This window comes from Rhizobium johnstonii 3841 (assembly GCF_000009265.1).
Taxonomy (GTDB): domain Bacteria; phylum Pseudomonadota; class Alphaproteobacteria; order Rhizobiales; family Rhizobiaceae; genus Rhizobium; species Rhizobium acaciae.
The window spans coordinates 4,707,268-4,731,384 of record NC_008380.1 but is presented as its reverse complement, the minus strand read 5'-3'; the positions used below and the strand labels follow the sequence as shown (position 1 = coordinate 4,731,384).

25 protein-coding genes are annotated in these 24,117 nt (G+C 61.7%); 22 read left to right on the top strand and 3 right to left on the bottom strand.

The features are described 5' to 3' along the window. Positions 1–6: 6 nt before the first annotated feature. The 3 genes from RL_RS22945 to RL_RS22935 all read left to right on the top strand — a co-directional run bounded on the left by RL_RS22945 (position 7) and on the right by RL_RS22935 (position 2,605). A complete protein-coding gene (locus RL_RS22945; protein WP_041936497.1) occupies positions 7–1,071 on the top strand; it encodes an ABC transporter ATP-binding protein in 1,065 nt (354 codons plus the stop codon). 133 nt (positions 1,072–1,204) lie between these two features. Then, positions 1,205–2,074, top strand: a complete 870-nt coding sequence (locus RL_RS22940; protein WP_011653820.1) for a LysR substrate-binding domain-containing protein — start codon at positions 1,205–1,207, stop codon at positions 2,072–2,074. 177 nt (positions 2,075–2,251) lie between these two features. Continuing rightward, positions 2,252–2,605, top strand: coding sequence for a RidA family protein (locus tag RL_RS22935; protein ID WP_011653819.1), 354 nt, complete (start codon positions 2,252–2,254; stop codon positions 2,603–2,605). 128 nt (positions 2,606–2,733) lie between these two features. Here RL_RS22935 and RL_RS22930 read toward each other — a convergent pair whose 3' ends face one another. After that, positions 2,734–3,225, bottom strand: coding sequence for a hypothetical protein (locus RL_RS22930; RefSeq protein ID WP_011653818.1), 492 nt, complete (start codon positions 3,223–3,225; stop codon positions 2,734–2,736). Positions 3,226–3,539: 314 nt separating this feature from the next. On the opposite strand from RL_RS22930, the gene sdhC reads away from it, so the two are divergent. The 19 genes from sdhC (at position 3,540) to RL_RS22835 (ending at position 21,811) form a co-directional block, all read left to right on the top strand. Then, the gene (sdhC, locus tag RL_RS22925) at positions 3,540–3,935 is read left to right on the top strand and encodes a succinate dehydrogenase, cytochrome b556 subunit (RefSeq protein WP_003543532.1); all 396 of its coding nucleotides are present in this window, start codon (positions 3,540–3,542) and stop codon (positions 3,933–3,935) included. A gap of 10 nt (positions 3,936–3,945) precedes the next feature. Next, a complete protein-coding gene (gene sdhD / locus RL_RS22920; RefSeq protein ID WP_003543530.1) occupies positions 3,946–4,326 on the top strand; it encodes a succinate dehydrogenase, hydrophobic membrane anchor protein in 381 nt (126 codons plus the stop codon). Between the two features lie 6 nt (positions 4,327–4,332). Continuing rightward, positions 4,333–6,174, top strand: a complete 1,842-nt coding sequence (sdhA, locus tag RL_RS22915; RefSeq protein WP_011653817.1) for a succinate dehydrogenase flavoprotein subunit — start codon at positions 4,333–4,335, stop codon at positions 6,172–6,174. A gap of 18 nt (positions 6,175–6,192) precedes the next feature. Next, a complete protein-coding gene (locus RL_RS22910; RefSeq protein ID WP_003567268.1) occupies positions 6,193–6,972 on the top strand; it encodes a succinate dehydrogenase iron-sulfur subunit in 780 nt (259 codons plus the stop codon). After that, positions 6,969–7,220, top strand: coding sequence for a hypothetical protein (locus RL_RS22905; protein WP_011653816.1), 252 nt, complete (start codon positions 6,969–6,971; stop codon positions 7,218–7,220). Before RL_RS22910 ends, RL_RS22905 begins: the two co-directional genes overlap by 4 nt. Positions 7,221–7,355: 135 nt before the next feature. Then, positions 7,356–7,871, top strand: a complete 516-nt coding sequence (locus tag RL_RS22900; RefSeq protein WP_011653815.1) for a protease inhibitor Inh/omp19 family protein — start codon at positions 7,356–7,358, stop codon at positions 7,869–7,871. Between the two features lie 47 nt (positions 7,872–7,918). Further along, complete coding sequence (gene zapE / locus RL_RS22895; RefSeq protein WP_011653814.1) at positions 7,919–9,082, top strand: cell division protein ZapE; 1,164 nt, start codon at positions 7,919–7,921, stop codon at positions 9,080–9,082. A 177-nt stretch (positions 9,083–9,259) separates the two neighbouring features. Then, positions 9,260–10,222 carry a malate dehydrogenase gene (gene mdh, locus RL_RS22890; RefSeq protein WP_003543522.1) on the top strand — a complete coding sequence of 321 codons (963 nt, stop codon included), beginning with the start codon at positions 9,260–9,262 and terminating at the stop codon, positions 10,220–10,222. A 36-nt stretch (positions 10,223–10,258) separates the two neighbouring features. Then, positions 10,259–11,452 (top strand): ADP-forming succinate--CoA ligase subunit beta, encoded by a 1,194-nt coding sequence (gene sucC, locus RL_RS22885; RefSeq protein ID WP_011653813.1) that lies wholly within the window; start codon positions 10,259–10,261, stop codon positions 11,450–11,452. Positions 11,453–11,460: 8 nt separating this feature from the next. After that, entirely contained in the window at positions 11,461–11,952 is a 492-nt protein-coding gene (locus RL_RS22880) for a DUF1579 family protein (RefSeq protein WP_018482679.1), read from the top strand. A gap of 13 nt (positions 11,953–11,965) precedes the next feature. Beyond that, positions 11,966–12,868 carry a succinate--CoA ligase subunit alpha gene (sucD, locus tag RL_RS22875; protein WP_011653811.1) on the top strand — a complete coding sequence of 301 codons (903 nt, stop codon included), beginning with the start codon at positions 11,966–11,968 and terminating at the stop codon, positions 12,866–12,868. A 172-nt stretch (positions 12,869–13,040) separates the two neighbouring features. After that, a complete protein-coding gene (locus RL_RS22870; protein ID WP_028743652.1) occupies positions 13,041–16,025 on the top strand; it encodes a 2-oxoglutarate dehydrogenase E1 component in 2,985 nt (994 codons plus the stop codon). 15 nt (positions 16,026–16,040) lie between these two features. After that, positions 16,041–16,349 (top strand): YciI family protein, encoded by a 309-nt coding sequence (locus tag RL_RS22865; protein ID WP_011653809.1) that lies wholly within the window; start codon positions 16,041–16,043, stop codon positions 16,347–16,349. A 39-nt stretch (positions 16,350–16,388) separates the two neighbouring features. Further along, positions 16,389–17,666, top strand: a complete 1,278-nt coding sequence (odhB, locus tag RL_RS22860; protein WP_011653808.1) for a 2-oxoglutarate dehydrogenase complex dihydrolipoyllysine-residue succinyltransferase — start codon at positions 16,389–16,391, stop codon at positions 17,664–17,666. A gap of 13 nt (positions 17,667–17,679) precedes the next feature. After that, positions 17,680–18,429: a DUF4241 domain-containing protein gene (locus RL_RS22855; protein WP_041936496.1), complete on the top strand. Its 750-nt coding sequence runs from the start codon at positions 17,680–17,682 to the stop codon at positions 18,427–18,429. Continuing rightward, positions 18,426–18,956, top strand: a complete 531-nt coding sequence (locus tag RL_RS22850) for a hypothetical protein (protein ID WP_011653806.1) — start codon at positions 18,426–18,428, stop codon at positions 18,954–18,956. Before RL_RS22855 ends, RL_RS22850 begins: the two co-directional genes overlap by 4 nt. Next, positions 18,953–19,705, top strand: a complete 753-nt coding sequence (locus RL_RS22845) for an SDR family oxidoreductase (RefSeq protein WP_011653805.1) — start codon at positions 18,953–18,955, stop codon at positions 19,703–19,705. The genes RL_RS22850 and RL_RS22845 overlap by 4 nt, the downstream gene beginning before the upstream one ends. Before the next feature lie 97 nt (positions 19,706–19,802). Beyond that, a complete protein-coding gene (gene lpdA, locus RL_RS22840) occupies positions 19,803–21,209 on the top strand; it encodes a dihydrolipoyl dehydrogenase (RefSeq protein ID WP_011653804.1) in 1,407 nt (468 codons plus the stop codon). A 101-nt stretch (positions 21,210–21,310) separates the two neighbouring features. Further along, positions 21,311–21,811, top strand: a complete 501-nt coding sequence (locus RL_RS22835) for a cytochrome b (RefSeq protein ID WP_011653803.1) — start codon at positions 21,311–21,313, stop codon at positions 21,809–21,811. Positions 21,812–21,823: 12 nt separating this feature from the next. On the opposite strand, the gene RL_RS22830 is transcribed toward RL_RS22835, so the two are convergent. Then, positions 21,824–22,900: a TraB/GumN family protein gene (locus RL_RS22830; RefSeq protein WP_041936495.1), complete on the bottom strand. Its 1,077-nt coding sequence runs from the start codon at positions 22,898–22,900 to the stop codon at positions 21,824–21,826. A gap of 189 nt (positions 22,901–23,089) precedes the next feature. After that, a complete protein-coding gene (locus tag RL_RS22825; protein WP_041936494.1) occupies positions 23,090–24,025 on the bottom strand; it encodes a tyrosine recombinase XerC in 936 nt (311 codons plus the stop codon). Positions 24,026–24,117 lie beyond the last annotated feature (92 nt).

Here is a 24,117-nt window from a genome sequence, read left to right as displayed (position 1 = left end):
AATACGATGAATTCTGCCGTGGAATTTCAAGGGGTCAGCAAGCGCTTCGGCGAAACTGTCGCCCTCGGTGATATCTCCTTCTCGGTGAACCCAGGTGAAACAATCGCACTGCTTGGGCCGAGCGGCTGCGGCAAGACCACCATTCTTCGGCTCATTGCCGGATTCGAGCGGCCCGACAAAGGTTCGATCCTGATCGACGGCGAGCCGATGGCCGGATTGAAACCCTATCAGCGCAATGTCGGGCTGCTGTTCCAGCACTACGCTCTTTTCCCGCATATGACCGTCGAACAGAACATCGGCTACGGACTTCGCCATCGCAACCATCCGCCGGGACAAATACCGCGCCGCATTGCCGAGATGCTTGAGCTCGTCCGGCTCGTCGGTTTCGGACAGCGGCGGCCGCACCAGTTGAGCGGCGGCCAGCAGCAGCGTGTTGCGCTTGCGCGGGCGCTTGCCACCCATCCGAGCCTCGTTCTTCTGGATGAGCCCCTGTCGGCCCTCGACGCCAAACTTCGGCATGAGCTGCGCACCGAATTGAAGGATGTGCTCGCCGCGGTCGGCTCGACCGCCATCGTGGTAACCCACGACCAGGAGGAAGCGATGAGCCTGGGAGAGCGCATATTCGTGATGAACCGTGGAGCAATCATGCAATCCGGCAGGCCGGACGATGTGTATTGGCGTCCAGACTCGCGTTTCGTCGCGGATTTCATGGGTCGGACGAATTGGATTCATGGCTCGATTTCGGCCGCCGGCGGAACGGCCGGCAAATTTCGCTCCGAATCCGGCTGGGAGTTTCCGGTCGTGTCCACGGGAAGTCTTTCAGGTGCCGCCGAGATTTGCGTGAGGCCGGAAAGCGTCGAGATATCGTCCGGCGCTCCGGCTGCCGGAGCCATGAGCGGGCGCGTTGCCGACGTCGTGACGCTCGGTGCCTTCAGACATGTCGTTCTGGACCTCGCCAGTGGCGACCGGATAATCTCGGCTTGCCCGAACCGTCCAGACATAGCCTTCGCGCGCGGGCAGGAGATCAGCGTTTCCATTCCGCCCGAGGCATGCGTTCTCTTCGCGCGATAAGCTGGCATTGATGGGGCGCAGCCTGCACTGCGCCCGGGGGCTAAGGGTCACCGGTTGCCCGAAGGACATGGTTCGTCCAATATCCACTTACGCGCGGAGAGGCCCTCGGCTCTCGAGCGCCATAAAGTATGGAATGCGGCTTGCGATGCTTGATCTTGATTCTTATCTGCTTCGTGCATTTCTGACCGTCGCGGAGATCGGCACCGTCAATGGGGCAGCCGTCAAGCTGAACAGAACGCAGGCGGCCGTGAGCATGCAGATCCGCAAACTGGAGGAGCTTGTCGGCGTTACGTTGTTTTCGCGTTCGTCAAAAGGCCTCGAGCTGACGAGCCATGGGCAGATCATGCTGGCTTATGCCCGCGAAATGGTCGCCCTCAGCGACGAGGTCGGGAAAAGGCTGACAGGCAAGATGATCGAGGACCGCATTCGCCTCGGCGTCGTTGAGGACTTCGCAGCCGGCCACCTGATCGACATTCTTAGTGCCTTCAGAGCCCAGAACCCGAAGGTCGAGATCGACATCATTGTCGAGCCGAATCGCCGCCTCGCCAAACTGTTTGAAGACAGGAAGCTGGATCTCGTGGTTTGCGATATCACGTGCCTCTCGCGAAAACCGACCCTGATCTGGACCGAATATTTGATGTGGACGGTCAGATCCGATTTCGTGGCGGATACGGAAAAACCGCTTCCCATCATCATGTTCGAGGAGGAGTGTCCCTGGACGCTTCCGACGATTGCGGCGCTGTCCCAGCGGAACGTCAAGTGGAAGACGGCGTGCGTCGCATCGACGCTGGTGGCCATGGCGACCGCGGTTCGCGTCGGTATCGGTATCGCGCCAATGATGCTCACCACGAAACCGGAGGGCTGCCGGACGCTTGACAGATCGGCGGATCTGCCCGGTCCGGTGCGCATCGAGATCGGTCTGTATGCTCAACCCGAGACGGCCGAAGGCGCGCGCTACCTTGTGGACTTCATTTCGCGGCATACGGCCATATTGTCCAGCTAGAGCATGATGCCGAAAAGTGTCATCGGTCTTCGGACGACATCCTGTTCCAGGAGCGTTCAGCTTCCATTATATCGGGTCAATTTAATTCCCTCTACCGGAGTGGCCAGCGAAGCCCCACAGTGATCCATGAAGGGTCGACGGCCCAATCTCAAACATTCATGGAAGTCTGCGAATACGATGATGGGGCAAGCCAAAGTTGACGAAACTCTCCTCGCGGCTGCCGCCTATCTGCCCGGCCAGGTCGCAAACCTCACCAGGGGAGCGAGCGTGACGGCGCAAACCAACGAAATACTGGAGCGCATCGATGACATGCTGCTGCGCGAAGGTACCGACAAGTCAGAGATCATTCTCGCCAACATCTGGCTTAGGGACCTTGCTTCATTCGAGGAAATGAACAGAGCCTGGGATGCTTGGATGCCGGATAGCGGAACGCCGCGGCGGGCGACGTTTGAGGACAAGAATCTCCCGCCGATGTGCGCCATCCGTATCGACGTAGCCGCGTCGCGAAAGAGTGGGGCCGGCCAAATTTGAGCCGCCTGCGTTCGTCATCATGCGCTAAAGCGCGTCGCGATCATTCAGAGTCGCTCCTCGCGCTTTAGGTCTTTGTTTTTACGCATGTCGTTGTCGCAAAACCGCGGCACACTTTCCCGCGACATGCTCTAAGGCCGGATGACGCAGACATTGGCCTCGTAGGCGCAGGGATCGTCCTGCACTGCAATATCGATGACTTTCGCTTTCGGGGCTAGCGGCTCAGGCCGCGCAGGAGGATAGAAGCCGTAGCGCTCGCCGCCGACATAGGTTCCGCCATCGGCCTGATAGACGTAAGACGTACCAGCATAGGTGTCGCCGCCGTCACGCTGCGCCTGGGGTACGACGACGATGAGATTGTTGCGGGCGACGCGATTGGTCGCCGGCGATGAAAACTGTTTCAGGAACGGCATCCGTTCTTTGCGGTTCCGATATCGATAGGCATTGTCGAAACGGATGCCGCGATTGCGCCAGTTCACACGTTCGCCGAGAAGCAGCCCGCCATGAAAAGCGTGGCGGTGGTCGGAAAAGCGACGATCATGACGGCGGTCGCCAGCTTCGGCGGGAAGTGCAACAAGCGCGGACAGGGCAAGCAGGGCGACTGCGGACAGACTTCGAAACATGGGTGGCCGGCCTCCGGAATTCCGATCCCTAACAAATCGTTAACGCCAGATTGCGCCAAAAGCCGAAGCTTGTCCATTCGGGCCGGAGAAACAGCGCAAAATTTGAGCGGAAAGGGCCAGTTTTGTTAGCCCGCAAACTTCCCGGTAACGCGAATCGATTAAATTAAAAGCAGACAGCGATTGTGCTTGTCGTCGGCGTTCCCGGTGATTAAACGTCGCAATTGATGCAACGCACACAGAGAATTTTGTCATTCGTGTGGTTGACTGAGCATGCTCCGAATTCGGGAGTGCAGAATAGCCGCCGCGAGGTTCTGATGGCGAACGTGACAAATAACCGGCCCCTATCGCCGCATTTGCAAATTTACAAGCCTATCCCCACCATGATCATGTCCATCGTTCACCGTATCACCGGCGGCGCCCTCTATGTCGGCACGATCCTCGTGGCCTGGTGGCTGATCGCGGCGGCAAGCGGCCAGGGTTCTTACGATTGGGCCAACTGGGTGCTCGGCAGCCTTCTCGGCAAGCTCGTCCTTCTCGGTTATACCTGGGCGCTGCTGCACCATATGCTCGGCGGCTTCCGCCACTTCATGTGGGATCTCGGCTACGGCTTCGGGAAAGAGTTCTCGACCAAGCTCGCCATCGCCAACATTATAGGGTCGCTCTGTCTGACCGTGCTGGTCTGGGTGATCGGCTTCCTCATTCGCTTCTGAAGGTCCTCTCATGGATATGCGCACCCCTCTCGGCAAGGTTCGCGGGCTTGGCTCCGCCAAGGACGGCACGGACCATTTCTGGCGCCAGCGGCTGACGGCCGTCGCCAATGTTCCGCTCATCCTCTTCTTCGTCTTCTTCATGCTCGCCTATGCCGGCGCGCCCTATGCGGATGTGGTTCGCGCGCTGTCGAACCCCTTCGTCGCGGTGGTCATGGGGCTGATGGTGATCTCGGGCGTCATCCACATGAAGCTCGGCATGCAGGTCATCATCGAGGATTACGTGCATGGCGAATTCGGCAAGGTCGCTCTCCTGATGCTGAACACGTTCTTTGCGATCCTGATCGCCGGCCTCTGTCTCTTCGCCATTCTGAAAATCGCATTCGTAGGATAAGCTGATATGGCACCGACTTCACCCGCCCAGAATGGCAAAGCCTACAGGTATGTCGATCACTCCTACGACGTGATCGTCGTCGGCGCCGGCGGCGCCGGGCTGCGCGCCACGCTCGGCATGGCCGAGCAGGGTTTCCGCACGGCCTGCATCACCAAGGTATTTCCGACCCGCTCGCATACGGTCGCCGCCCAGGGCGGCATCGCCGCCTCACTGCGCAACATGACGCCGGATAGCTGGCAGTGGCACCTCTACGACACCGTCAAGGGCTCCGACTGGCTCGGCGACGTCGACGCCATGCAGTATCTCACCATGGAAGCGCCGAAGGCGGTCTATGAGCTCGAGCATTACGGCGTGCCGTTCTCGCGCAACGAGGAAGGCAAGATCTATCAGCGCCCGTTCGGCGGCCACATGCAGAACTACGGCGAAGGCCCGCCGGTACAGCGCACCTGCGCCGTTGCCGACCGTACCGGCCACGCCATTCTGCATACGCTCTACGGCCAGTCGCTGCGCAACAATGCCGAATTCTTCATCGAGTATTTCGCGCTCGACCTGATCATGTCGGAAGACGGCAGCCGCTGCATCGGCGTGGTCGCCTGGTGCCTCGATGACGGCACGATCCATCGCTTCGCCGCCAAGATGGTGGTGCTGGCGACCGGCGGCTACGGCCGCGCCTATTTCTCGGCAACGTCTGCGCATACCTGCACCGGCGACGGCGGCGGCATGGTGGCGCGCGCCGGCCTGCCGCTGCAGGACATGGAATTCGTCCAGTTCCATCCGACCGGCATCTACGGTTCGGGCTGTCTGATCACCGAAGGCGCGCGCGGCGAAGGCGGTTACCTCGTCAACTCCGAGGGCGAGCGCTTCATGGAACGTTACGCACCTTCGGCCAAGGATCTTGCCTCGCGCGACGTCGTTTCGCGCTGCATGACGCTGGAAATCCGCGAGGGCCGCGGTGTCGGCAAGGCGAAGGACCACATCTTCCTGCATCTCGACCACCTCGATCCGGCCGTTCTTCATGAACGCCTGCCGGGGATTTCCGAGAGCGCCAAGATCTTCGCCGGCGTCGACGTCACGCGCGAACCGATCCCGGTTCTGCCGACCGTTCACTACAATATGGGCGGCATTCCCACGAATTATTGGGGCGAAGTGCTGAACGCCGACGGTGCCAATCCGGAACGGATCATTCCCGGCCTGATGGCTGTGGGTGAAGCCGGCTGTGCTTCGGTGCACGGCGCCAACCGTCTCGGCTCCAACTCGCTGATCGACCTCGTGGTCTTCGGCCGCGCCGCTGCGATCCGCGCCGGCGAGGTGATCGACCGCGCCGCGCCGATCCCGCATCTCAATGTCGCAGCCTGCGACAAGATCATGGACCGCTTCGACGGTCTGCGTCACGCCAGCGGCGGCACGCCGACGGCGGAACTGCGCGAGAAGATGCAGCGCGCCATGCAGGAAGACGCCGCGGTGTTCCGCACGCAGGAATCGCTGGAATCCGGTTGCCGGCGTATCTCTGCGATCTGGGGCGAGATGAAGGACATCAAGGTCACCGACCGCTCGATGATCTGGAACTCGGATCTGGTCGAGACGCTGGAGCTGCAGAACCTGATGGCCAACGCCATCACGACGATCTATGGCGCCGAGGCCCGCAAGGAGAGCCGCGGTTCGCATGCACGCGAAGACTATACCGAGGGTGCATTCGCCGGCCGCGACGACGTCAACTGGCGCAAGCACACACTCGCCTGGGTGAACGAGGCGGGCGAGGTCAAGCTCGACTACCGGCCGGTCCATACCGAGCTCATTGCCGAAGGCATCGATCCGCACAAGATCGAGCCGAAGGCTCGCGTGTACTGATCTCAAGAGGAACCGGACATGGTTGAACTCGCTCTCCCCAAGAATTCTCAGATGCGCGAAGGCAAGGTCTGGCCGAAGCCGGCTGGTGCCAAGAACACCCGCGAATTCCGCGTCTATCGCTGGAGCCCCGATGACGGTCAGAACCCGTCTATCGATACCTTCTATATCGATGTCGACGATTGCGGACCGATGGTGCTCGACGGTCTGCTCTACATCAAGAACAAGATCGATCCGACACTGACGCTGCGCCGCTCCTGTCGCGAGGGCATTTGCGGCTCCTGCGCGATGAATATCGACGGCACGAACACGCTCGCCTGCACCAAGGGCCTCGACGATATCAAGGGTGCGGTGAAGATCTATCCGCTGCCGCATCTGCCGGTCGTCAAGGATCTGGTTCCCGACCTCACCAACTTCTATGCCCAGCATCGCTCGATCGAGCCATGGCTGAAGACCGTGTCGCCGGCGCCGGCCAAGGAATGGAAACAGAGCCACGAGGACCGACAGAAGCTCGACGGCCTTTATGAATGCATCCTCTGCGCCTGCTGCTCGACCTCCTGTCCGAGCTACTGGTGGAATGGCGACCGCTATCTCGGTCCGGCCGTTCTGCTGCAGGCCTATCGCTGGCTGATCGATTCCAGAGACGAGGCGACCGGCGAGCGTCTCGACAATCTCGAGGATCCGTTCCGCCTCTATCGCTGCCACACGATCATGAACTGCGCGCAGACCTGCCCGAAGGGTCTCAACCCGGCCAAGGCGATCGCCGAAATCAAGAAGATGATGGTCGAGCGCCGGGTTTGATCAACCTCGGTACCGATGGCGGAACAGACGGCTTCGATCCCGAAGCCGTCACCGGGATCAGGTCGCAGCTTGCCTGGATGCGCGAACAGGGCCTCCGCATCGGTGCTGGTGCAATCCTTCTGCGAGGTTCGCCGGAGCGCTATTCCGAGACATTGCGCGAGTTCGACAGGGATCCTGACAGAGATGAACGCGGGCAACACCTTGCTGACAAATTCTATGTGCAGGAAGTTTTGCAGCGGGACAGTTGAACTGTATCGTTTTTCGGTTAGTTGTTGTCACGGGCAATTTATGCTGCCCGACTTGATTAACCAAAGCGAATTACGATAATCGGACTTGTCTCACGCCGTTTCTCTACGGCGATGGCCGAATTCAGGAGTATGATGATGCAGTTGCGATATGCGATGACAGGTCTGGTGGTGGTTCTGTCGCTAGCCGGTTGTCAGCGTACGGCATATGATTACAGCTCCAACGCCAGTGCCGGCCCGGCGCCGTTGACGGCGCAGCCGGTGCCCTCGGTGCAGGGCGGGCAGCTTCCGCCGCCGACCGGCGGCTCGCAGTTTCCGGCCGCGCCGACGACGACGGCGCCGATGCCGGGCGCTGAGCCTGGTGCAATGGCCGCGAATGCGCTCGATATTACCAAGGAATCGATGGTCGGAAGCTGGCGTGTCAACGGCAGTTGCGACATGTTCCTGACGCTCACCAATCTCGGCAGCGGTTCGCGCGGCGGAACGCGTGGCTGTGTCGGGGAGCTGACGGCGATGGGCTCCTGGGAGGTCGCCGGCAAGCAGGTGCTGCTCAAGGACCGCTCGGGCAACCAGCTCGGCAGCGTCTACAAGACGGCCGACAACCGCTTCCAGGGACAGACGAGCACAGGCCAGTCGATCAGTCTCAGCCGGTAAATGTTCCGGCGGGTCTCCGCCGTTGACTGACAGGCGGATATGCCCTCATGCAACCAATGCCGGATTATGCGCTCAGCGTCTGCGAACAGCTTAAAGCGCTGACCGCATCGGGCGCCCTTCAGGTCGATTCCGCTCAGATGGACGTGGCAAAGAGCCTCGACCGGGTGCTTGCCGGGCTGAAGCGGCGGCGGCCGGCAGCAAAATCGAGCGCGCTCGGCTGGCTGTTTGCCGCCAAGAAGAAATCCGCCGACGGCATCAAGGGACTCTACATTCACGGCAGCGTCGGGCGCGGCAAGACCATGCTCATGGACATGTTTTTCGCCATGGCGCCGTGCAGGAAGAAACGCCGGGCGCATTTCCACGAATTCATGGCAGATGTGCACAACCGCATCGCGGCGCACCGGCTGAAGCTCAAGAACGGCGAGACGACACAGGCCGATCCAATGCCGCCGGTCGCCGCAGCGCTCTACGACGAGGCGGAACTGCTCTGCTTCGACGAGTTCACGGTCACCGACATCGCCGATGCGATGATCCTGTCACGGTTGTTCTCCGAGCTTTTCGCGCGCGGATGTGTGCTGGTCGCGACCTCGAACGTCGAGCCCGACAATCTCTACATGGATGGTCTCAATCGCGGCCTGTTCCTGCCCTTCGTCGCCTTGCTCAAGCAGCATGTCGATGTCGTCACCCTGGGTTCGCCGACCGACTACCGGATGGAGAAACTGAGCAGCCAGCCGGTCTATCTGGTGCCGATCAACGAGCATAACGACATGGCGATGGATGCGTCCTGGACGCAGGCGCTGCATGGGCGCAAGGCGCAGCCGCTGGATATCCCGATGAAGGGGCGCCACATCCATGTGCCGCTCGCCGTCGACCGCATGGCGCGGTTCTCTTTCGCCGATCTTTGCGACAAGCCGCTCGGGGCGGTCGACTTCCTGGCCATCGCCGAACGCTTCGATACCGTCTTCGTCGATCACATTCCGTTGCTCGGGCCGGAAAAGCGGAACCAGATCAAACGATTCATCATTCTGGTCGATACGTTCTACGATCATGCCGTGCGGCTCTACATTTCCGCGGCGGCCATGCCGGAGGAACTGCTGCTGCAACGCCGGGGCACCGAGGGCTTCGAATTCGACCGCACCGCTTCGCGCCTGTTCGAGATGCGCAGTGCGGAATATCTTGCGCTGCACCATGAAAAACGCGCCGCTGAGTAACAATCCGGTGACAGAATGTATTACGTTTACGTAAGATTTTTTGTATCTAAACGATTGAAAACGCTGCATCAAAATTAATGGATTGCCATTTTTGGGCTTTGGGTCTATGCGATTGCGTCATTGGGCGGTGCCTTGCGCGACCGTTCGACGAATTTGATCGCAAAGGAAACAGCGAAAATGGCGCGTAACAAGATCGCACTCATTGGTTCTGGCATGATTGGTGGCACGCTGGCGCACCTCGCCGGCCTGAAGGAACTGGGCGACATCGTTCTCTTCGACATCGCGGACGGCATTCCCCAGGGCAAGGGTCTCGATATTTCCCAGTCGTCGCCGGTCGAAGGCTTCGACGTCAATCTGACGGGCGCCAGCGACTATTCCGCGATCGAAGGCGCTGACGTCTGCATCGTCACGGCGGGCGTCGCCCGCAAGCCCGGCATGAGCCGCGATGACCTTCTCGGCATCAACCTCAAGGTCATGGAGCAGGTCGGCGCCGGCATCAAGAAGTATGCGCCGAACGCTTTCGTGATCTGCATCACCAATCCGCTCGACGCCATGGTCTGGGCGCTGCAGAAGTTTTCCGGTCTTCCGGCCAACAAGGTCGTCGGCATGGCCGGCGTTCTCGACTCCTCGCGCTTCCGTCTTTTCCTCGCCAAGGAATTCAACGTGTCCGTACAGGACGTCACGGCCTTCGTTCTCGGCGGCCACGGCGACACGATGGTGCCGCTCGCCCGCTACTCGACGGTCGGCGGCATTCCGCTCACCGATCTCGTCACCATGGGCTGGGTCACCAAGGAGCGCCTCGAAGAGATCATCCAGCGCACCCGTGACGGCGGCGCCGAAATCGTCGGCCTGCTGAAGACCGGCTCGGCCTATTACGCCCCGGCCGCCTCGGCGATCGAGATGGCCGAATCCTACCTCAAGGACAAGAAGCGCGTTCTGCCCTGCGCGGCCCACCTCTCCGGTCAGTACGGCGTCAAGGACATGTATGTCGGCGTTCCCACCGTCATCGGCGCCGGCGGCGTCGAGCGCATCATCGAGATCGATCTCAACAAGACCGAGAAGGAAGCCTTCGACAAGTCCGTCGGCGCCGTTGCCGGTCTCTGCGAAGCCTGCATCAACATCGCGCCTGCCCTCAAGTAGTCGATGGGCTGAAGTAATCGAAACAGGGATACACCCATGAACATTCATGAATATCAGGCCAAGGCTCTGCTGAAGGGCTATGGCGCGCCGGTTGCCGAAGGTGTGGCTATTCTCAAGGTTGAAGAAGCCGAGGCTGCCGCCAAGTCGCTTCCCGGCCCGCTTTACGTGGTCAAGAGCCAGATCCATGCCGGCGGCCGCGGCAAGGGCAAGTTCAAGGAACTGTCGCCGGAAGCCAAGGGCGGCGTGCGTCTCGCCAAGTCGATCGACGAAGTCGTCGCCCATGCCAAGGAAATGCTGGGCAACACGCTGGTGACGGCGCAGACCGGCGAAGCCGGCAAGCAGGTCAACCGCCTGTACATCGAAGACGGCGCCGACATCGCTCGCGAGCTCTATTGCTCGCTGCTGGTCGACCGCTCGGTCGGTCGCGTGGCTTTCGTGGTCTCCACCGAAGGCGGCATGGACATCGAAGCTGTCGCCCACGACACGCCTGAGAAGATCCAGACGATCGCCATCGATCCGGAAGCCGGCGTGACGGCTGCCGACGTTGCTGCGATCTCCAAGGCTTTTGAGCTCGAGGGTGCTGCCGCCGAAGACGCCAAGACGCTTTTCCCGATGCTCTACAAGGCCTTCGGCGAGAAGGACATGGCTCTGCTTGAGATCAATCCGCTGATCGTCATGAAGGACGGCCACCTGCGCGTCCTCGATGCCAAGATGTCTTTCGATGGCAATGCGCTCTTCCGTCACGACGACGTCAAGGTGCTGCGCGACGAGACCGAAGAAGACGCCAAGGAAATCGAGGCCTCGAAGTGGGACCTCGCCTATGTCGCGCTCGACGGCAATATCGGCTGCATGGTCAATGGTGCGGGCCTTGCCATGGCGACGATGGACATCATCAAGCTCTACGGCAAGGAGCCGGCTAACTTCTGCGACGTCGGCGGTGGCGCCGGCAAGGAGAAGGTTGCTGCGGCTTTCAAGATCATCACCGCAGACCCCAAGGTCGAAGGCATTCTCGTCAACATCTTCGGCGGCATCATGAAGTGCGATGTCATTGCCGAGGGCGTCATTGCTGCGGTCAAGGAAGTCGGTCTCAAGGTTCCGCTCGTCGTGCGCCTTGAAGGCACCAATGTCGAGCTCGGCAAGAAGATCCTGAACGAGTCGGGTCTGGCGATCACGGCGGCTGACGACTTGGACGATGCGGCCAAGAAGATCGTCGCGGCGATCAACGGCTGAGAATGATCATGGCCTTCCAGTCCACGCCCTCCGCTGCTCATTTCCGCCTCAACGCCTTCGCTGGCGTGTGGGAAGGGGACGAGCGTGTCGCGGCGTCGGCGTGGACGAGTGAAGGCAAGGCCAGTGCTGAGTTTTCCGGCGAGGCGTTGTTCGGCGGGTTCTTCCTCGAGCAGCGCTATCGCCAGACGCGCGACGGTGCTGTTTCGTTCGAGGCGCGAAATGTTTTCGGCTTCGATGCTTCGGACAAGACCTACAAACTCTACCAGTTCGACACCGCAGGTTTTGCGCCGCCCGTGCCGGCGTCCGGCGAGTGGAACGGCAATGAGCTTGTGCTGATGAAGACTTCGCCGCGCGGCAGCCAGCGCACCGTATTCACATTTGAAAATGAAGACTGCTACCGGATGGGCGTCAGCTTTTCGCCTGCAGGCAGCGATACTTGGCAGGAGGTCGTCAGCGGCGTCTATCGTCGTGCGTCCCCCACGTCTTCCAACCTCTCCTAAACAAAGGCCTCGCATGTCCATTCTCGTCAACAAAGACACAAAGGTTCTCGTTCAGGGCCTAACCGGCAAGACCGGCACGTTCCACACCGAACAGGCGCTCGCTTACTACGGCACCCAGATGGTCGGTGGTATCCACCCGAAGAAGGGTGGCGAAACCTGGACCGGCGCGAAGGGCGAAAGCCTGCCGATCTTTGCAACCGTTGCCGAAGGCAAGGAAAAGACCGGCGCCAACGCGACCGTCATCTATGTTCCGCCGGCTGGAGCCGCCGACGCGATCATCGAGGCGATCGACGCCGAGATCCCGTTCATCACCTGCATCACCGAAGGCATCCCGGTCATGGACATGGTGCGGGTCAAGGCTCGCCTCGACCGCTCCAAGTCGCGCCTGCTCGGCCCGAACTGCCCGGGTATCCTGACGCCGGAAGAATGTAAGATCGGCATCATGCCGGGCTCGATCTTCCGCAAGGGTTCGGTCGGTATCGTTTCCCGCTCGGGTACGCTGACCTATGAAGCCGTGTTCCAGACCTCCAATGAAGGTCTCGGCCAGACGACGGCCGTCGGCATCGGCGGCGACCCGGTCAAGGGCACCGAGTTCATCGACGTCCTGGAAATGTTCCTGGCCGACGAAGCCACCCAGTCGATCATCATGATCGGCGAAATCGGTGGTGCGGCTGAAGAAGACGCAGCGCAGTTCCTCAAGGACGAAGCCAAGAAGGGCCGCAAGAAGCCGATGGCTGGCTTCATTGCCGGCCGTACGGCGCCGAAGGGCCGCACCATGGGTCATGCCGGTGCTGTGGTTTCCGGCGGCAAGGGCGATGCGGAATCGAAGATCGCGGCGATGGAATCGGCGGGCATCAAGGTATCGCCCTCTCCGGCCCGCCTCGGCAAGACGCTGGTTGAAGTCCTCAAGGGTTAAGCCACCTATATAGACCGGGCGGAGGAACGGCATCTGCGCCTTCCGCCCGGCCTCGACAACACGAGACCAGCAGATGCGCCGCGGACAGGCGGCAATCGGAATGCGGCAGCCGGCCATCAAGCCGGCAAATTCATCAAAGTCAGGAGGCGGACGGAAGCGTCCGCATAACACCATGGCACGGCAAGAAGCCAACGAGCAGTTTCAGATCACCTCGTTTCTGGATGGCGCCAACGCTGCCTATATCGAGCAGCTCTACGCGCGGTACGAAGAAGATCCGGCATCGGTCGACGATCAGTGGCGGTCCTTCTTCAAGGCGCTGGAGGAGGATCCCAGCGATGTGAAAAGGGCAGCCAAGGGCGCTTCCTGGCGCAAGAAGAACTGGCCGCTTCAGGCAAGCGGCGATCTGGTATCGGCTCTCGATGGCGACTGGGGCATCGTCGAGAAGGTGATCGAGACCAAGGTCAAGGCCAAGGCCGAAGCTCAGGGCAAGCCTGCCGACAGCACCGAGGTGCTGCAGGCGACGCGCGATTCCGTGCGCGCCATCATGATGATCCGCGCCTACCGCATGCGCGGCCACCTGCATGCCAAGCTCGACCCGCTCGGCATCGCCGCTTCCGTCGACGACTATCACGAGCTCTCGGCGGAGAATTACGGTTTCACGGCCGCCGATTACGACCGCAAGATCTTCATCGACAACGTGCTCGGCCTCGAATACGCGACCATCCGCGAGATGATCGAAATCCTCGAGCGCACCTATTGCTCGACGCTCGGCGTCGAATTCATGCATATCTCCAATCCTGAAGAAAAGGCCTGGATCCAGGAGCGCATCGAAGGGCCGGACAAGGGTGTCGCCTTCACGCCGGAAGGCAAAAAGGCGATCCTTGCCAAGCTCGTCGAAGCCGAAGGCTACGAGCAGTTCCTCGACGTCAAGTTCAAGGGCACGAAGCGTTTCGGCCTTGACGGCGGCGAATCGCTGATCCCGGCGCTGGAGCAGATCCTCAAGCGCGGCGGCCATCTCGGCCTCAAGGAAGCCGTGTTCGGCATGGCCCATCGCGGCCGCCTGAACGTGCTCTCCCAGGTCATGGGCAAGCCGCACCGGGCGATCTTCCATGAGTTCAAGGGCGGCTCGGCCGCTCCCGACGAGGTCGAGGGCTCGGGTGACGTCAAGTACCATCTCGGCGCCTCTTCCGACCGCGAATTCGACGGTAACAAGATCCACGTTTCGCTGACGGCGAACCCGTCGCATCTCGAAATCGTCGATCCCGTCGTCATGGGCAAGGCCCGCGCCAAGCAGGATATGAACGCCACCGTCTGGGACGGCGATATCATCCCGCTTTCCGAACGCGCCAAGGTGCTGCCGCTGCTGATCCATGGTGACGCGGCCTTTGCCGGCCAGGGTGTCATTGCCGAAATCCTCGGCCTTTCCGGTCTGCGCGGTCACCGCGTCGCCGGCACCATGCATGTGATCATCAACAACCAGATCGGCTTCACGACCAACCCGGCCTTCTCGCGCTCGTCGCCTTATCCGTCCGACGTCGCCAAGATGATCGAGGCGCCGATCCTGCACGTCAACGGCGACGATCCGGAAGCGGTGGTCTATGGGGCCAAGATCGCCACCGAATTCCGCATGAAGTTCCACAAGCCTGTTGTGCTCGACCTGTTCTGCTACCGTCGCTACGGCCACAATGAAGGCGACGAACCGTCCTTCACGCAGCCGAAGATGTACAAGGTGATCCGCGCCCACAAGACCGTGCTGCAGCTCTATGCGGCCCGTCTCGTCGCCGAGGGCCTGCTCACCGACGGTGAAGTCGAGAAGATGAAGGCCGACTGGCGCGCCCATCTCGAGCAGGAGTTCGATGCCGGCCAGCACTACAAGCCGAACAAGGCCGACTGGCTTGATGGCGAGTGGTCGGGCCTGCGCACGGCCGACAATGCCGACGAGCAGCGCCGCGGCAAGACCGCCGTGCCGATGAAGACGCTGAAGGAGATCGGCCGCAAGCTCTCCGAGATCCCGTCGGGCTTCAACGCGCACCGCACGATCCAGCGCTTCATGGAAAACCGCGCCAACATGATCGCCACCGGCGAGGGTATCGACTGGGCGATGGCCGAAGCGCTCTCCTTCGGCGCGCTCTGCGTCGAGGGCAGCAAGATCCGCCTCTCCGGCCAGGATTGCGAGCGCGGCACATTCTCGCAGCGCCACTCGGTTCTCTACGATCAGGAAACCGAAGAGCGTTACATCCCGCTCGCCAATCTTTCGCCGACACAGGGGCGCTACGAAGTCATCAATTCGATGCTTTCGGAAGAGGCCGTGCTCGGTTTCGAATATGGCTATTCGCTCGCCCGCCCGAATGCGCTGACGCTGTGGGAAGCCCAGTTCGGCGATTTCGCCAACGGCGCGCAGGTGGTCTTCGATCAGTTCATCTCGTCGGGCGAACGCAAGTGGCTGCGCATGTCGGGCCTCGTCTGCCTGCTGCCGCACGGCTATGAAGGTCAGGGTCCCGAACACTCCTCGGCCCGCCTCGAGCGTTTCCTGCAGCTTTGCGCGGAAGACAACATGCAGGTCGCCAACGTCACGACGCCGGCGAACTACTTCCACATCCTGCGCCGGCAGCTGAAGCGCGACTTCCGCAAGCCGCTGATCCTGATGACGCCGAAGTCGTTGCTGCGCCACAAGCGGGCGGTCTCGACGCTTGCAGAAATGGCCGGCGAATCCGCCTTCCATCGCCTGCTCTGGGACGATGCGGAGGTGATCAAGGACGGACCGATCAAGCTGCAGAAGGATAACAAGATCCGCCGCGTCGTCATGTGCTCCGGCAAGGTCTATTACGATCTTCTCGAAGAGCGTGAAAAGCGCGGCATCGACGACATCTATCTTCTGCGCGTCGAGCAGCTCTATCCGTTCCCGGCAAAGGCGCTGATCAACGAGCTGTCGCGCTTCCGCAATGCCGAGATGGTCTGGTGCCAGGAAGAGCCGAAGAACATGGGCGCATGGTCGTTCATCGACCCCTTCCTCGAATGGGTGCTCGCCCATATCGACGCGAAGTACCAGCGCGTCCGTTATACAGGCCGTCCGGCCGCCGCCTCGCCGGCGACGGGCCTGATGTCCAAGCATCTGTCGCAGCTCGCCGCATTCCTCGAGGATGCATTGGGCGGTTAAAACAAGGGTGGCGCAATGGCTTATTTCTTTCTGAGACTGCAGCCGCCGCGCCCCACTTTCCCGCATGACGGGACCGGGGAGGAAATGGCGGCGATGAAACGCCATGCCGAATACTGGCATCGGAACGCTCTTGCGGGATCGGCGATCATCGTCGGCCCCGTCTTCGAGGGTGAAGGCGCCTGGGGCATGGCGATCGTCGAGGTCGAGGATCAGGCGGCGGCGCAGGTTCTTGCCGACGGCGATCCGATCATCGCTTCCGGTTTCGGTTTCCGCTTCGATATCCTGCCGATGCCCTCGATCATCTCGCGGCCGCCCGCCGTCTGAAACGCATAAACGAAAACACACGAAATCAGGATCTGAACAATGGCCACAGAAATCCGCGTTCCAACTCTCGGTGAATCCGTCAGCGAGGCAACCGTCGGCACCTGGTTCAAGAAGGTCGGCGACGCCATCAAGGCCGACGAGCCGATTCTCGAGCTTGAAACCGACAAGGTGACCATCGAAGTTCCAGCACCCGCCTCCGGCACGCTTTCGGAAATCGTTGTCGCCGCCGGCGAGACAGTCGGCCTCGGCGCATTGCTCGGCCAGATCGCCGAAGGTGCCGCCGCTGCCGCCGCGCCGGCTGCCGCTGCACCGACCGCCGCTCCTGCTGCTCCGGCTCCCGCCCAACCGGCCGCTGCTGCTCCGGCCCAGCCGGCGGTTGCCGCCGCTGCTGCGTCGTCCTCGAGCGCCTCCGTCTCCACCATGCCGCCGGCGCCTGCGGCTTCGAAGATGCTTGCCGAAAACAACCTTTCCGCCGATCAGGTCGACGGTAGCGGCAAGCGCGGCCAGGTGCTGAAGGGCGACGTCATCGCCGCCGTCGCCAAGGGCATTTCCGCTCCGGCGGCCGTACCCGCGGCGACGCCTGCCGCCGCGCGCGGCCCGTCGACGGTCGAGGATGCCTCGCGCGAAGAGCGCGTGAAGATGACGCGCCTGCGCCAGACGATCGCCAAGCGCCTCAAGGATGCGCAGAACACCGCCGCCATGCTGACCACCTACAATGAGGTGGACATGAAGGCGGTCATGGACCTGCGCAACAAGTACAAGGACATTTTCGAGAAGAAGCACGGCGTCAAGCTCGGCTTCATGGGCTTCTTCACCAAGGCGGTGACGCATGCGCTGAAGGAACTGCCGGCCGTCAACGCCGAAATCGACGGCACCGACGTCATCTACAAGAACTACTGCCATGTCGGCATGGCCGTCGGCACGGACAAAGGTCTCGTCGTTCCCGTCATCCGCGACGCCGACCAGATGTCGATCGCCGAAATCGAGAAGGAGCTCGGCCGTCTTGCCAAGGCAGCTCGTGATGGCTCGCTCTCCATGGCCGACATGCAGGGCGGCACCTTCACCATCACCAATGGCGGCGTTTACGGTTCGCTGATGTCTTCGCCGATCCTCAACGCGCCGCAGTCCGGCATTCTCGGCATGCACAAAATCCAGGAGCGGCCGGTCGCGATCGGCGGTCAGGTGGTCATTCGCCCGATGATGTATCTGGCGCTGTCCTACGATCACCGCATGGTCGACGGCAAGGAAGCGGTCACCTTCCTCGTGCGCGTGAAGGAAAGCCTGGAAGATCCGGAACGTCTGGTTCTCGATCTTTAAGGGAGCGCTTTCGATGCGGAACCGGATCATGCGAGCGGCGCGCCTTCTTCTTTGCGCTGCCGCCGCGCATATTCCGGTCGCCGCATCGGCTGCCGGCTGGGATATCGGCAAGGCAAGCAGCAATTTCGAGCTGGTGGCACTCAGCGATACCGAACTCTCCGGCCGGTCGATCGGCGCGATCCATATGGGCAATGTCGAGCTGACATCGGGCCGCATCGTTGCCGCCGATCCGCTCGCCCAGCCCGACCGTCCGGCACTCGCAAGAACGGTTGCGCCTGGCGACTATCCGGTGACGCTCTACCAGGCCTTCGGGCGCATCGCCGCTGCCAGCATGCGGTTTGCCGAGGGCAAGCCGGATCGTTGGGAGCTTGCGGTCCTGCCAGGGCAGGACCCGGCGACGCTTAAGGACGGCGAGATCTTCGGCTACCCCGTCGATGCCGGCCTCGGCTGCTACATGGATGCCGATACGCTTGATCTGATCGGGGAGCGCGAAGAGCAGGTGCAAGCGCAGAAACCGGATTCCGATGTCAACTATTACGACGACGTGCTGGCGTCGGACCTCGACGCCAACAAGGGCATCTATGCGCTGCACCGGCCGGTCGCCGGCAAGAAGGGCAATGTCGCGGTGTTCTGGAGCGGCTGGGGCGACGGTTTCTATCCGGTCTTCTGGGGGCTCGACAAGGACGGCCGCGCGCTGGTGCTGCTGACGGATTTCAGCGTTGTCGAGAATGCCGACGGGCGCAAGGAGCCGAAGCTGCAATGAGCGGAAGGACCGGGATCACGACGAGACGGACAGGCGTGGCTGCAATCGCAGCCGCCGCGTTTTTCTTCGCTCCGGCGTCCACCTTCGCTGCCGCATGCAAGCAGGAACAGGCCGTCTATGCCGATCGCGACGGTGCCTATGAATTGCGCTTTGCACCGATGAATTCTCCATCGGCTGCCGCCAGCAACCAGTTCAAGGTCAGCGCACTGAAGACGTCAGTCGTGATGGACGGTTATGTCATGCCGTCGGAAGATCCGGTGCGCGCCATCGGCATCCTGATGTTCAACTGCCCCGACGGTGATGCGACCGGCGCCGATCTCGATGCCTGCACGGTCTGGCAGGGCGCCGTCTACGGCATGGATGCCGATGGCGAGATGGACAATCTGCAACCCGAAGGCGCCGAGGCGGCCGAAAAGCTCGTGCTTCCCGGCCTCGGTCCCGCCATCCGCGAATCCAGCGCCTGGGGCGAGGGCAAGGCCGTGGTGGCACCCTGGGACGTGCTGGTTTTCAAGGAGTGTGCGACATGAGCGATGCACCTGTGGTTCTCATTACCGGCGGAAGCCGGGGTATCGGCGCTGCGGCTTCACGGCTCGCCGCGCGCCAGGGCTGGCGTGTAGCGGTGAACTACGCCGCCAACCGTCAAGCCGCGGATGCCGTCGTGGCTGCGATTGTCGAGGATGGCGGCGAGGCCGTGGCGATCCAGGGCGATGTCGGCAAGGCTGCGGATATTGTCTCGATGTTCACGGCGGTCGACCGGCATTTCGGCCGGCTCGACGGGCTCGTCAACAATGCCGGCATCGTCGATTATCCTCAGCGCGTCGACGAGATGTCGGAAGAGCGGATCGAGCGCATGCTGCGGGTCAATGTGACAGGCTCGATACTCTGCGCGGCAGAGGCCATACGCCGCATGTCGAGCCGGCATGGCGGGAAGGGCGGGGCCATCGTCAACATCTCGTCGATGGCGGCGGTCCTCGGTTCGGCGACGCAGTATGTCGATTATGCCGCCTCGAAGGCGGCGATCGACACCTTCACCGTCGGGCTGGCGCGCGAGGTCGCTGCCGAGGGTATCCGCGTCAATGCGATAAGGCCCGGCGTCATCGAAACCGACCTTCATGCTTCCGGCGGCCTGCCGGATCGGCCGCGCGAGCTGGCGCCGTCGATCCCGATGCAGCGCGCGGGCACGCCCGAGGAGGTGGCGGATGCGATCCTCTATCTTCTTTCACCGTCGGCCTCCTATATAACCGGCGCGATCCTCAATGTGAGCGGCGGCCGCTAGAACGACAGGGCGAATAACAGCATGCAATATATTCTCGAATTCCACGGCCAGATATCGCGCACGGCCGATTAAACAAAAATCCAAAGGGAAAGAAGCAATGTCTTACGATGTGATCATTATCGGAACCGGCCCGGGCGGCTATGTCTGCGCCGTCAAGGCGGCCCAGCTTGGCCTTAAGGTCGCCGTCGTCGAAAAGCGGGCGACCTATGGCGGCACCTGCCTGAACGTCGGCTGCATTCCGTCGAAGGCGCTGCTGCATGCCTCCGAAATGTTCCATCAGGCCGGCCACGGGATGAGCGCGCTCGGTATCGACGTCCCGGCGCCGACGCTCAATCTCGGCAATATGATGGCCCACAAGGATGCGACGGTGAAGTCGAATGTCGACGGCGTCGCCTTCCTCTTCAAGAAGAACAAGATCGATGCCTTCCAGGGTACCGGCAAGATCGTCTCGGCCGGCAAGGTCTCCGTCACCGCTGATGACGGCAAGGTGCAGGACATCGAAGGCAAGAACATCGTCATCGCCACAGGTTCCGACGTCGCCGGCATTCCCGGAGTGCAGGTCGAAATCGACGAAAAGACCATCATCTCGTCCACCGGCGGCATCGCGCTGGAGAAGGTGCCGGAAACGCTGATCGTCGTCGGCGGCGGCGTCATCGGGCTCGAACTCGGTTCCGTCTGGTCGCGCCTCGGCGCCAAAGTCACCGTCGTCGAATATCTCGACACCATCCTTGGCGGCATGGACGGCGAAGTCTCCAAGCAATTCCAGCGCATGCTGGCCAAGCAGGGCATCGATTTCAATCTCAGCGCCAAGGTCACCGGCGTCGAAAAGGCCGACAAGGGCGCCAAGGTCACTTTCGAGCCGGTCAAGGGCGGCGACAAGGTGACGCTCGACGCCGAGGTCGTGCTGATCGCCACCGGCCGCAAGCCCTATACGGCGGGTCTTGGCCTCGAAGAGGCCGGTGTGACGCTCGACAATCGCGGCCGTGTCGAGATCGATGGTCACTACAAGACCAATGTCGACGGCATCTATGCGATCGGCGATGTGGTCAAGGGGCCGATGCTGGCGCACAAGGCGGAAGATGAGGGCGTGGCGCTTGCCGAAATCCTCGCCGGACAGCATGGCCATGTGAACTACGAGGTCATTCCGAGCGTCGTCTACACCCAGCCGGAAATCGCTTCGGTCGGCAAGACCGAGGAAGAGCTGAAGGCGGCAGGCGTCGCTTACAAGGTCGGCAAGTTCCCCTTCACGGCGAACGGCCGGGCGCGTGCGATGCTGGCGACCGACGGCTTCGTCAAGATCCTTGCCGACAAGGAAACCGACCGGGTGCTCGGCGGCCATATCGTCGGCTTCGGCGCCGGCGAGATGATCCACGAGATCGCCGTGCTGATGGAATTCGGCGGTTCGTCGGAAGATCTCGGCCGTACCTGCCACGCGCATCCGACCATGTCGGAAGCGGTGAAAGAGGCTGCGCTCGCAACCTTCTTCAAGCCGATCCATATGTAATCTTACATATTCGTAACAAAGCATACAGCCGCTTGCCGGAAGGTAGGCGGCTGTTTTAGTTTTTGCGTATCGTTGAGTTCAGCATTCGTGAAGGTCCAGAAATGCAACAGCCGTCCATCGTGAGTTACAGCCTGAGCCAGCGCTTTCTTCACTGGGCCGTGGCGCTGCTGATCTTCTTCAACCTGCTGTTTCCCGATGGCATGAATATCTGGCATCGGCTCATGCGCAGGGGACAGGTACCGACGCCGGAGCAGATTTCATCGGCGAATATCCATGCCTATGTGGGTATCGCCATCCTGGTGCTTGCCGTCCTCAGGCTCGGGCTGCGTTTTTCCAAGGGCGTTCCGGATGAGATCGCGCAGGAGCCGGCGATCTTCCGTCTTGCAGCGAGGCTTGCCCATGCCGGCCTCTATACCCTGATCTTCGCCATGCCGCTTTCGGGCATTGCAGCTTACTACTTCGGCTTCGATTCTGTAGGTTCGATCCACGCGGATGTCTTGAAGATCATCCTCTGGGCGCTGATCGCGGCGCATGTCGCGGGCGCGCTCGTCCATCACTTCTATTGGAAAAGCAATGTTCTGCGCCGCATGACGCTCGGCTGACCGCCGGCGGGTTCAGTTTACTGCGGTGACGGTGAAGCCCTGCTTGCGCAGAAGTTCGATGACGCCTTCCCTCCCGGGCAGGTGCAGGGCGCCGACAGCCATGAAGACGTTGCCGTTGTCGAGGATGGGGGTAGCGCGCTCGGCCATCACCTTGTTGCGGTCGAGGATGACGCGTTGCTCGAAGGCGGCATAGTCGCTGTTTTCGCCTTCTTCCTCCGGCGTCACCGTTTTCAGCATCGGCATGGTCATGCCGATGTCGCCGGAAAGGTAGAGGTCGGTCATCGTCTCGACGACATCGCTCATCTTGTCGCCAAGTTCCAGCGTCTGGATCAGGGATTTCAGATGGAATTCGACCGGCAGATCGGCCATGGCCTGGATCTGCTCGGCAAGGGTTTCCAGCCCCTTGACCTGCTTGCCTTCGGAAATGGCGTCGGTGGCGATCTTCTGGTCGAGGAACTGCGCGCCTTTTGCCTTGCGGGCGATTTCGCAAGCCGGCAGGGCGACGGCGCTCGAAATCATCCAGGGCCGCATCCGGGAAACGGCGCTGATCGGGATACCGCGCTGCTTGAGGCCGGTTTCGAGACGCGTGTAATCCTCGGGGGAAAGCAACTTGTCGATCGTCGTGCCGTCGGTGAACATCGTCAGTTCCGGCTTTGCGAGCAGGGCGGCGGTCGCCTTTCGCTCATCGAGGATCTCGTCGGATTCGATGATGATCGTGTCGGCGGCGTCATGGGCTGCCTGGGCGCGTGGCGGCAGGGCCAGCACGCGCGGATCGGTGACATGCATGCTGCCGAGCACCCACGAGGGTGCAAGCCCCGGCTTCTCGATCTTCCAGAAGATACCCTTGCCGTTCGGCGTGGCGTCGGCTTCCTTCAGCGCCTCTGCGTAGCGGGCAGGGTCGTTCTGCTGCAGCTCGACCATCAGATTGCGGCCGGTGCAGGCGACGTCTTCGGCTGCTGCCGGCCTTGCCGTCAGGAAGGCGGCAAACAGGGCGGCAAGAAGCAGCACGTGAAAGGCTGCGATCAGCCAGAGCAACAGATGGGCCGGCACTGCGAGGTAAGACGTCCGGCGGCCGATTGATGTCGTCATGATGGGTGTTCCGATCACATGCTATAGGCTTAATGCTCTACGCCCGGCTTGCGCATATTCCTTTAAGAGAATGGCTTAACGAGAGCTTAAAGCGCCTCACATTCAATCGCATTCATGCGATGCGCTTTAAGCCTATCGTTTATGCATGTCGTTGCCCCAAAACCGCTGCGCACTTTTGGGCGACATCCATTACGCTCGCGGATGCGCCCGATCATACACCTCGAGCAGCCGCGATGCATCGACGCCGGTATAGACCTGCGTTGTGGAAAGGCTGGCATGGCCGAGCAATTCCTGGATGGTGCGCAGATCGCCGCCACCGGCAAGCAGATGGGTGGCGAAGGAGTGGCGCAGCGCATGCGGTGTCGCCGTCTCCGGCAGACCGAAGGCGCTGCGCATCTTCTGCATGGTGCGCTGGATGATCGCCGCCTGCAGCTTGCCGCCGCGGGCGCCGCGAAACAGCGGTTCTCCGCTTTCCAGATGGTATGGGCAGAGCGCCCGGTATTTCTCGACGGCATCGAAGACCACAGACAGCAGCGGCACCAGCCGCGTCTTGTTGCCCTTGCCGGTGATGCGCAGCGTCGTTGCGCCCTTCTGCAGGTCGGCGGGAGTAAGATCCAGCGCTTCGGAGATGCGCAGGCCGCAGCCGTAGAGCAGTGTCATGACCGCCGCATCGCGCGCCGCAATCCAGGGCTCGTCATGGAGCTGGGCTTCATCGCTGACGACGGTGATCGCCTGCGTGTCCGACAGCGGCTTGGGCAGCGATTTCGGCTGTTTCGGCGAGCGCACCGCGGCGGCACCGGCTGCATTGACCAGGCCCTTCTTTTCGAGATGGCGCAGCAGTGAGCGAAGACCGGCGAGATTGCGGCCGAGCGATCGGGCGCCGGAGCCCTGCTTTCGCCGGGCCGCCAGGAAGGCGCGGAAATCGGCGGGGCGCAACTCCCTGATATCGCGGAGCGTCGCCGGGCCGGCGAGATGGCCAGTCAGGAAGGTCAGAAACTGGCGGGTATCGCGCTCGTAGGCGTCGAGCGTGTGCTCGGAAAGACGGCGCTCCCGGGCGAGGTTTTCGAGCCACGCGGCGCGTTCCGCCATCAGGCGGTGATCGGCGATAACAAGCAGTTCGTTCACGTTGCGGGCCTTGATTTTGCCTTCAAGTCCGCCAATTTGGAGCAGGAACAGTTATGGAATTGATAATGCCGGCCAAGCCTTTGTCATCGTTC

Bases quoted from the DNA above. Each gene is read 5' to 3' on its own strand.
- RL_RS22940 (WP_011653820.1), top strand. From the start codon at position 1,205: ATGCGGCTTGCGATGCTTGATCTTGATTCTTATCTGCTTCGTGCATTT.
- lpdA (WP_011653804.1), top strand. From the start codon at position 19,803: ATGTCTTACGATGTGATCATTATCGGAACCGGCCCGGGCGGCTATGTC.
- odhB (WP_011653808.1), top strand. From the start codon at position 16,389: ATGGCCACAGAAATCCGCGTTCCAACTCTCGGTGAATCCGTCAGCGAG.
- RL_RS22910 (WP_003567268.1), top strand. From the start codon at position 6,193: ATGGTTGAACTCGCTCTCCCCAAGAATTCTCAGATGCGCGAAGGCAAG.
- RL_RS22865 (WP_011653809.1), top strand. From the start codon at position 16,041: ATGGCTTATTTCTTTCTGAGACTGCAGCCGCCGCGCCCCACTTTCCCG.
- RL_RS22945 (WP_041936497.1), top strand. From the start codon at position 7: ATGAATTCTGCCGTGGAATTTCAAGGGGTCAGCAAGCGCTTCGGCGAA.
- RL_RS22900 (WP_011653815.1), top strand. From the start codon at position 7,356: ATGCAGTTGCGATATGCGATGACAGGTCTGGTGGTGGTTCTGTCGCTA.
- RL_RS22930 (WP_011653818.1), bottom strand. From the start codon at position 3,225: ATGTTTCGAAGTCTGTCCGCAGTCGCCCTGCTTGCCCTGTCCGCGCTT.
- RL_RS22880 (WP_018482679.1), top strand. From the start codon at position 11,461: ATGGCCTTCCAGTCCACGCCCTCCGCTGCTCATTTCCGCCTCAACGCC.
- RL_RS22830 (WP_041936495.1), bottom strand. From the start codon at position 22,900: ATGACGACATCAATCGGCCGCCGGACGTCTTACCTCGCAGTGCCGGCC.
- RL_RS22855 (WP_041936496.1), top strand. From the start codon at position 17,680: ATGCGGAACCGGATCATGCGAGCGGCGCGCCTTCTTCTTTGCGCTGCC.
- sdhD (WP_003543530.1), top strand. From the start codon at position 3,946: ATGGATATGCGCACCCCTCTCGGCAAGGTTCGCGGGCTTGGCTCCGCC.
- RL_RS22935 (WP_011653819.1), top strand. From the start codon at position 2,252: ATGATGGGGCAAGCCAAAGTTGACGAAACTCTCCTCGCGGCTGCCGCC.
- RL_RS22845 (WP_011653805.1), top strand. From the start codon at position 18,953: ATGAGCGATGCACCTGTGGTTCTCATTACCGGCGGAAGCCGGGGTATC.
- sdhA (WP_011653817.1), top strand. From the start codon at position 4,333: ATGGCACCGACTTCACCCGCCCAGAATGGCAAAGCCTACAGGTATGTC.
- sdhC (WP_003543532.1), top strand. From the start codon at position 3,540: ATGGCGAACGTGACAAATAACCGGCCCCTATCGCCGCATTTGCAAATT.
- mdh (WP_003543522.1), top strand. From the start codon at position 9,260: ATGGCGCGTAACAAGATCGCACTCATTGGTTCTGGCATGATTGGTGGC.
- sucC (WP_011653813.1), top strand. From the start codon at position 10,259: ATGAACATTCATGAATATCAGGCCAAGGCTCTGCTGAAGGGCTATGGC.
- sucD (WP_011653811.1), top strand. From the start codon at position 11,966: ATGTCCATTCTCGTCAACAAAGACACAAAGGTTCTCGTTCAGGGCCTA.
- RL_RS22835 (WP_011653803.1), top strand. From the start codon at position 21,311: ATGCAACAGCCGTCCATCGTGAGTTACAGCCTGAGCCAGCGCTTTCTT.
- RL_RS22850 (WP_011653806.1), top strand. From the start codon at position 18,426: ATGAGCGGAAGGACCGGGATCACGACGAGACGGACAGGCGTGGCTGCA.
- zapE (WP_011653814.1), top strand. From the start codon at position 7,919: ATGCAACCAATGCCGGATTATGCGCTCAGCGTCTGCGAACAGCTTAAA.
- RL_RS22870 (WP_028743652.1), top strand. From the start codon at position 13,041: ATGGCACGGCAAGAAGCCAACGAGCAGTTTCAGATCACCTCGTTTCTG.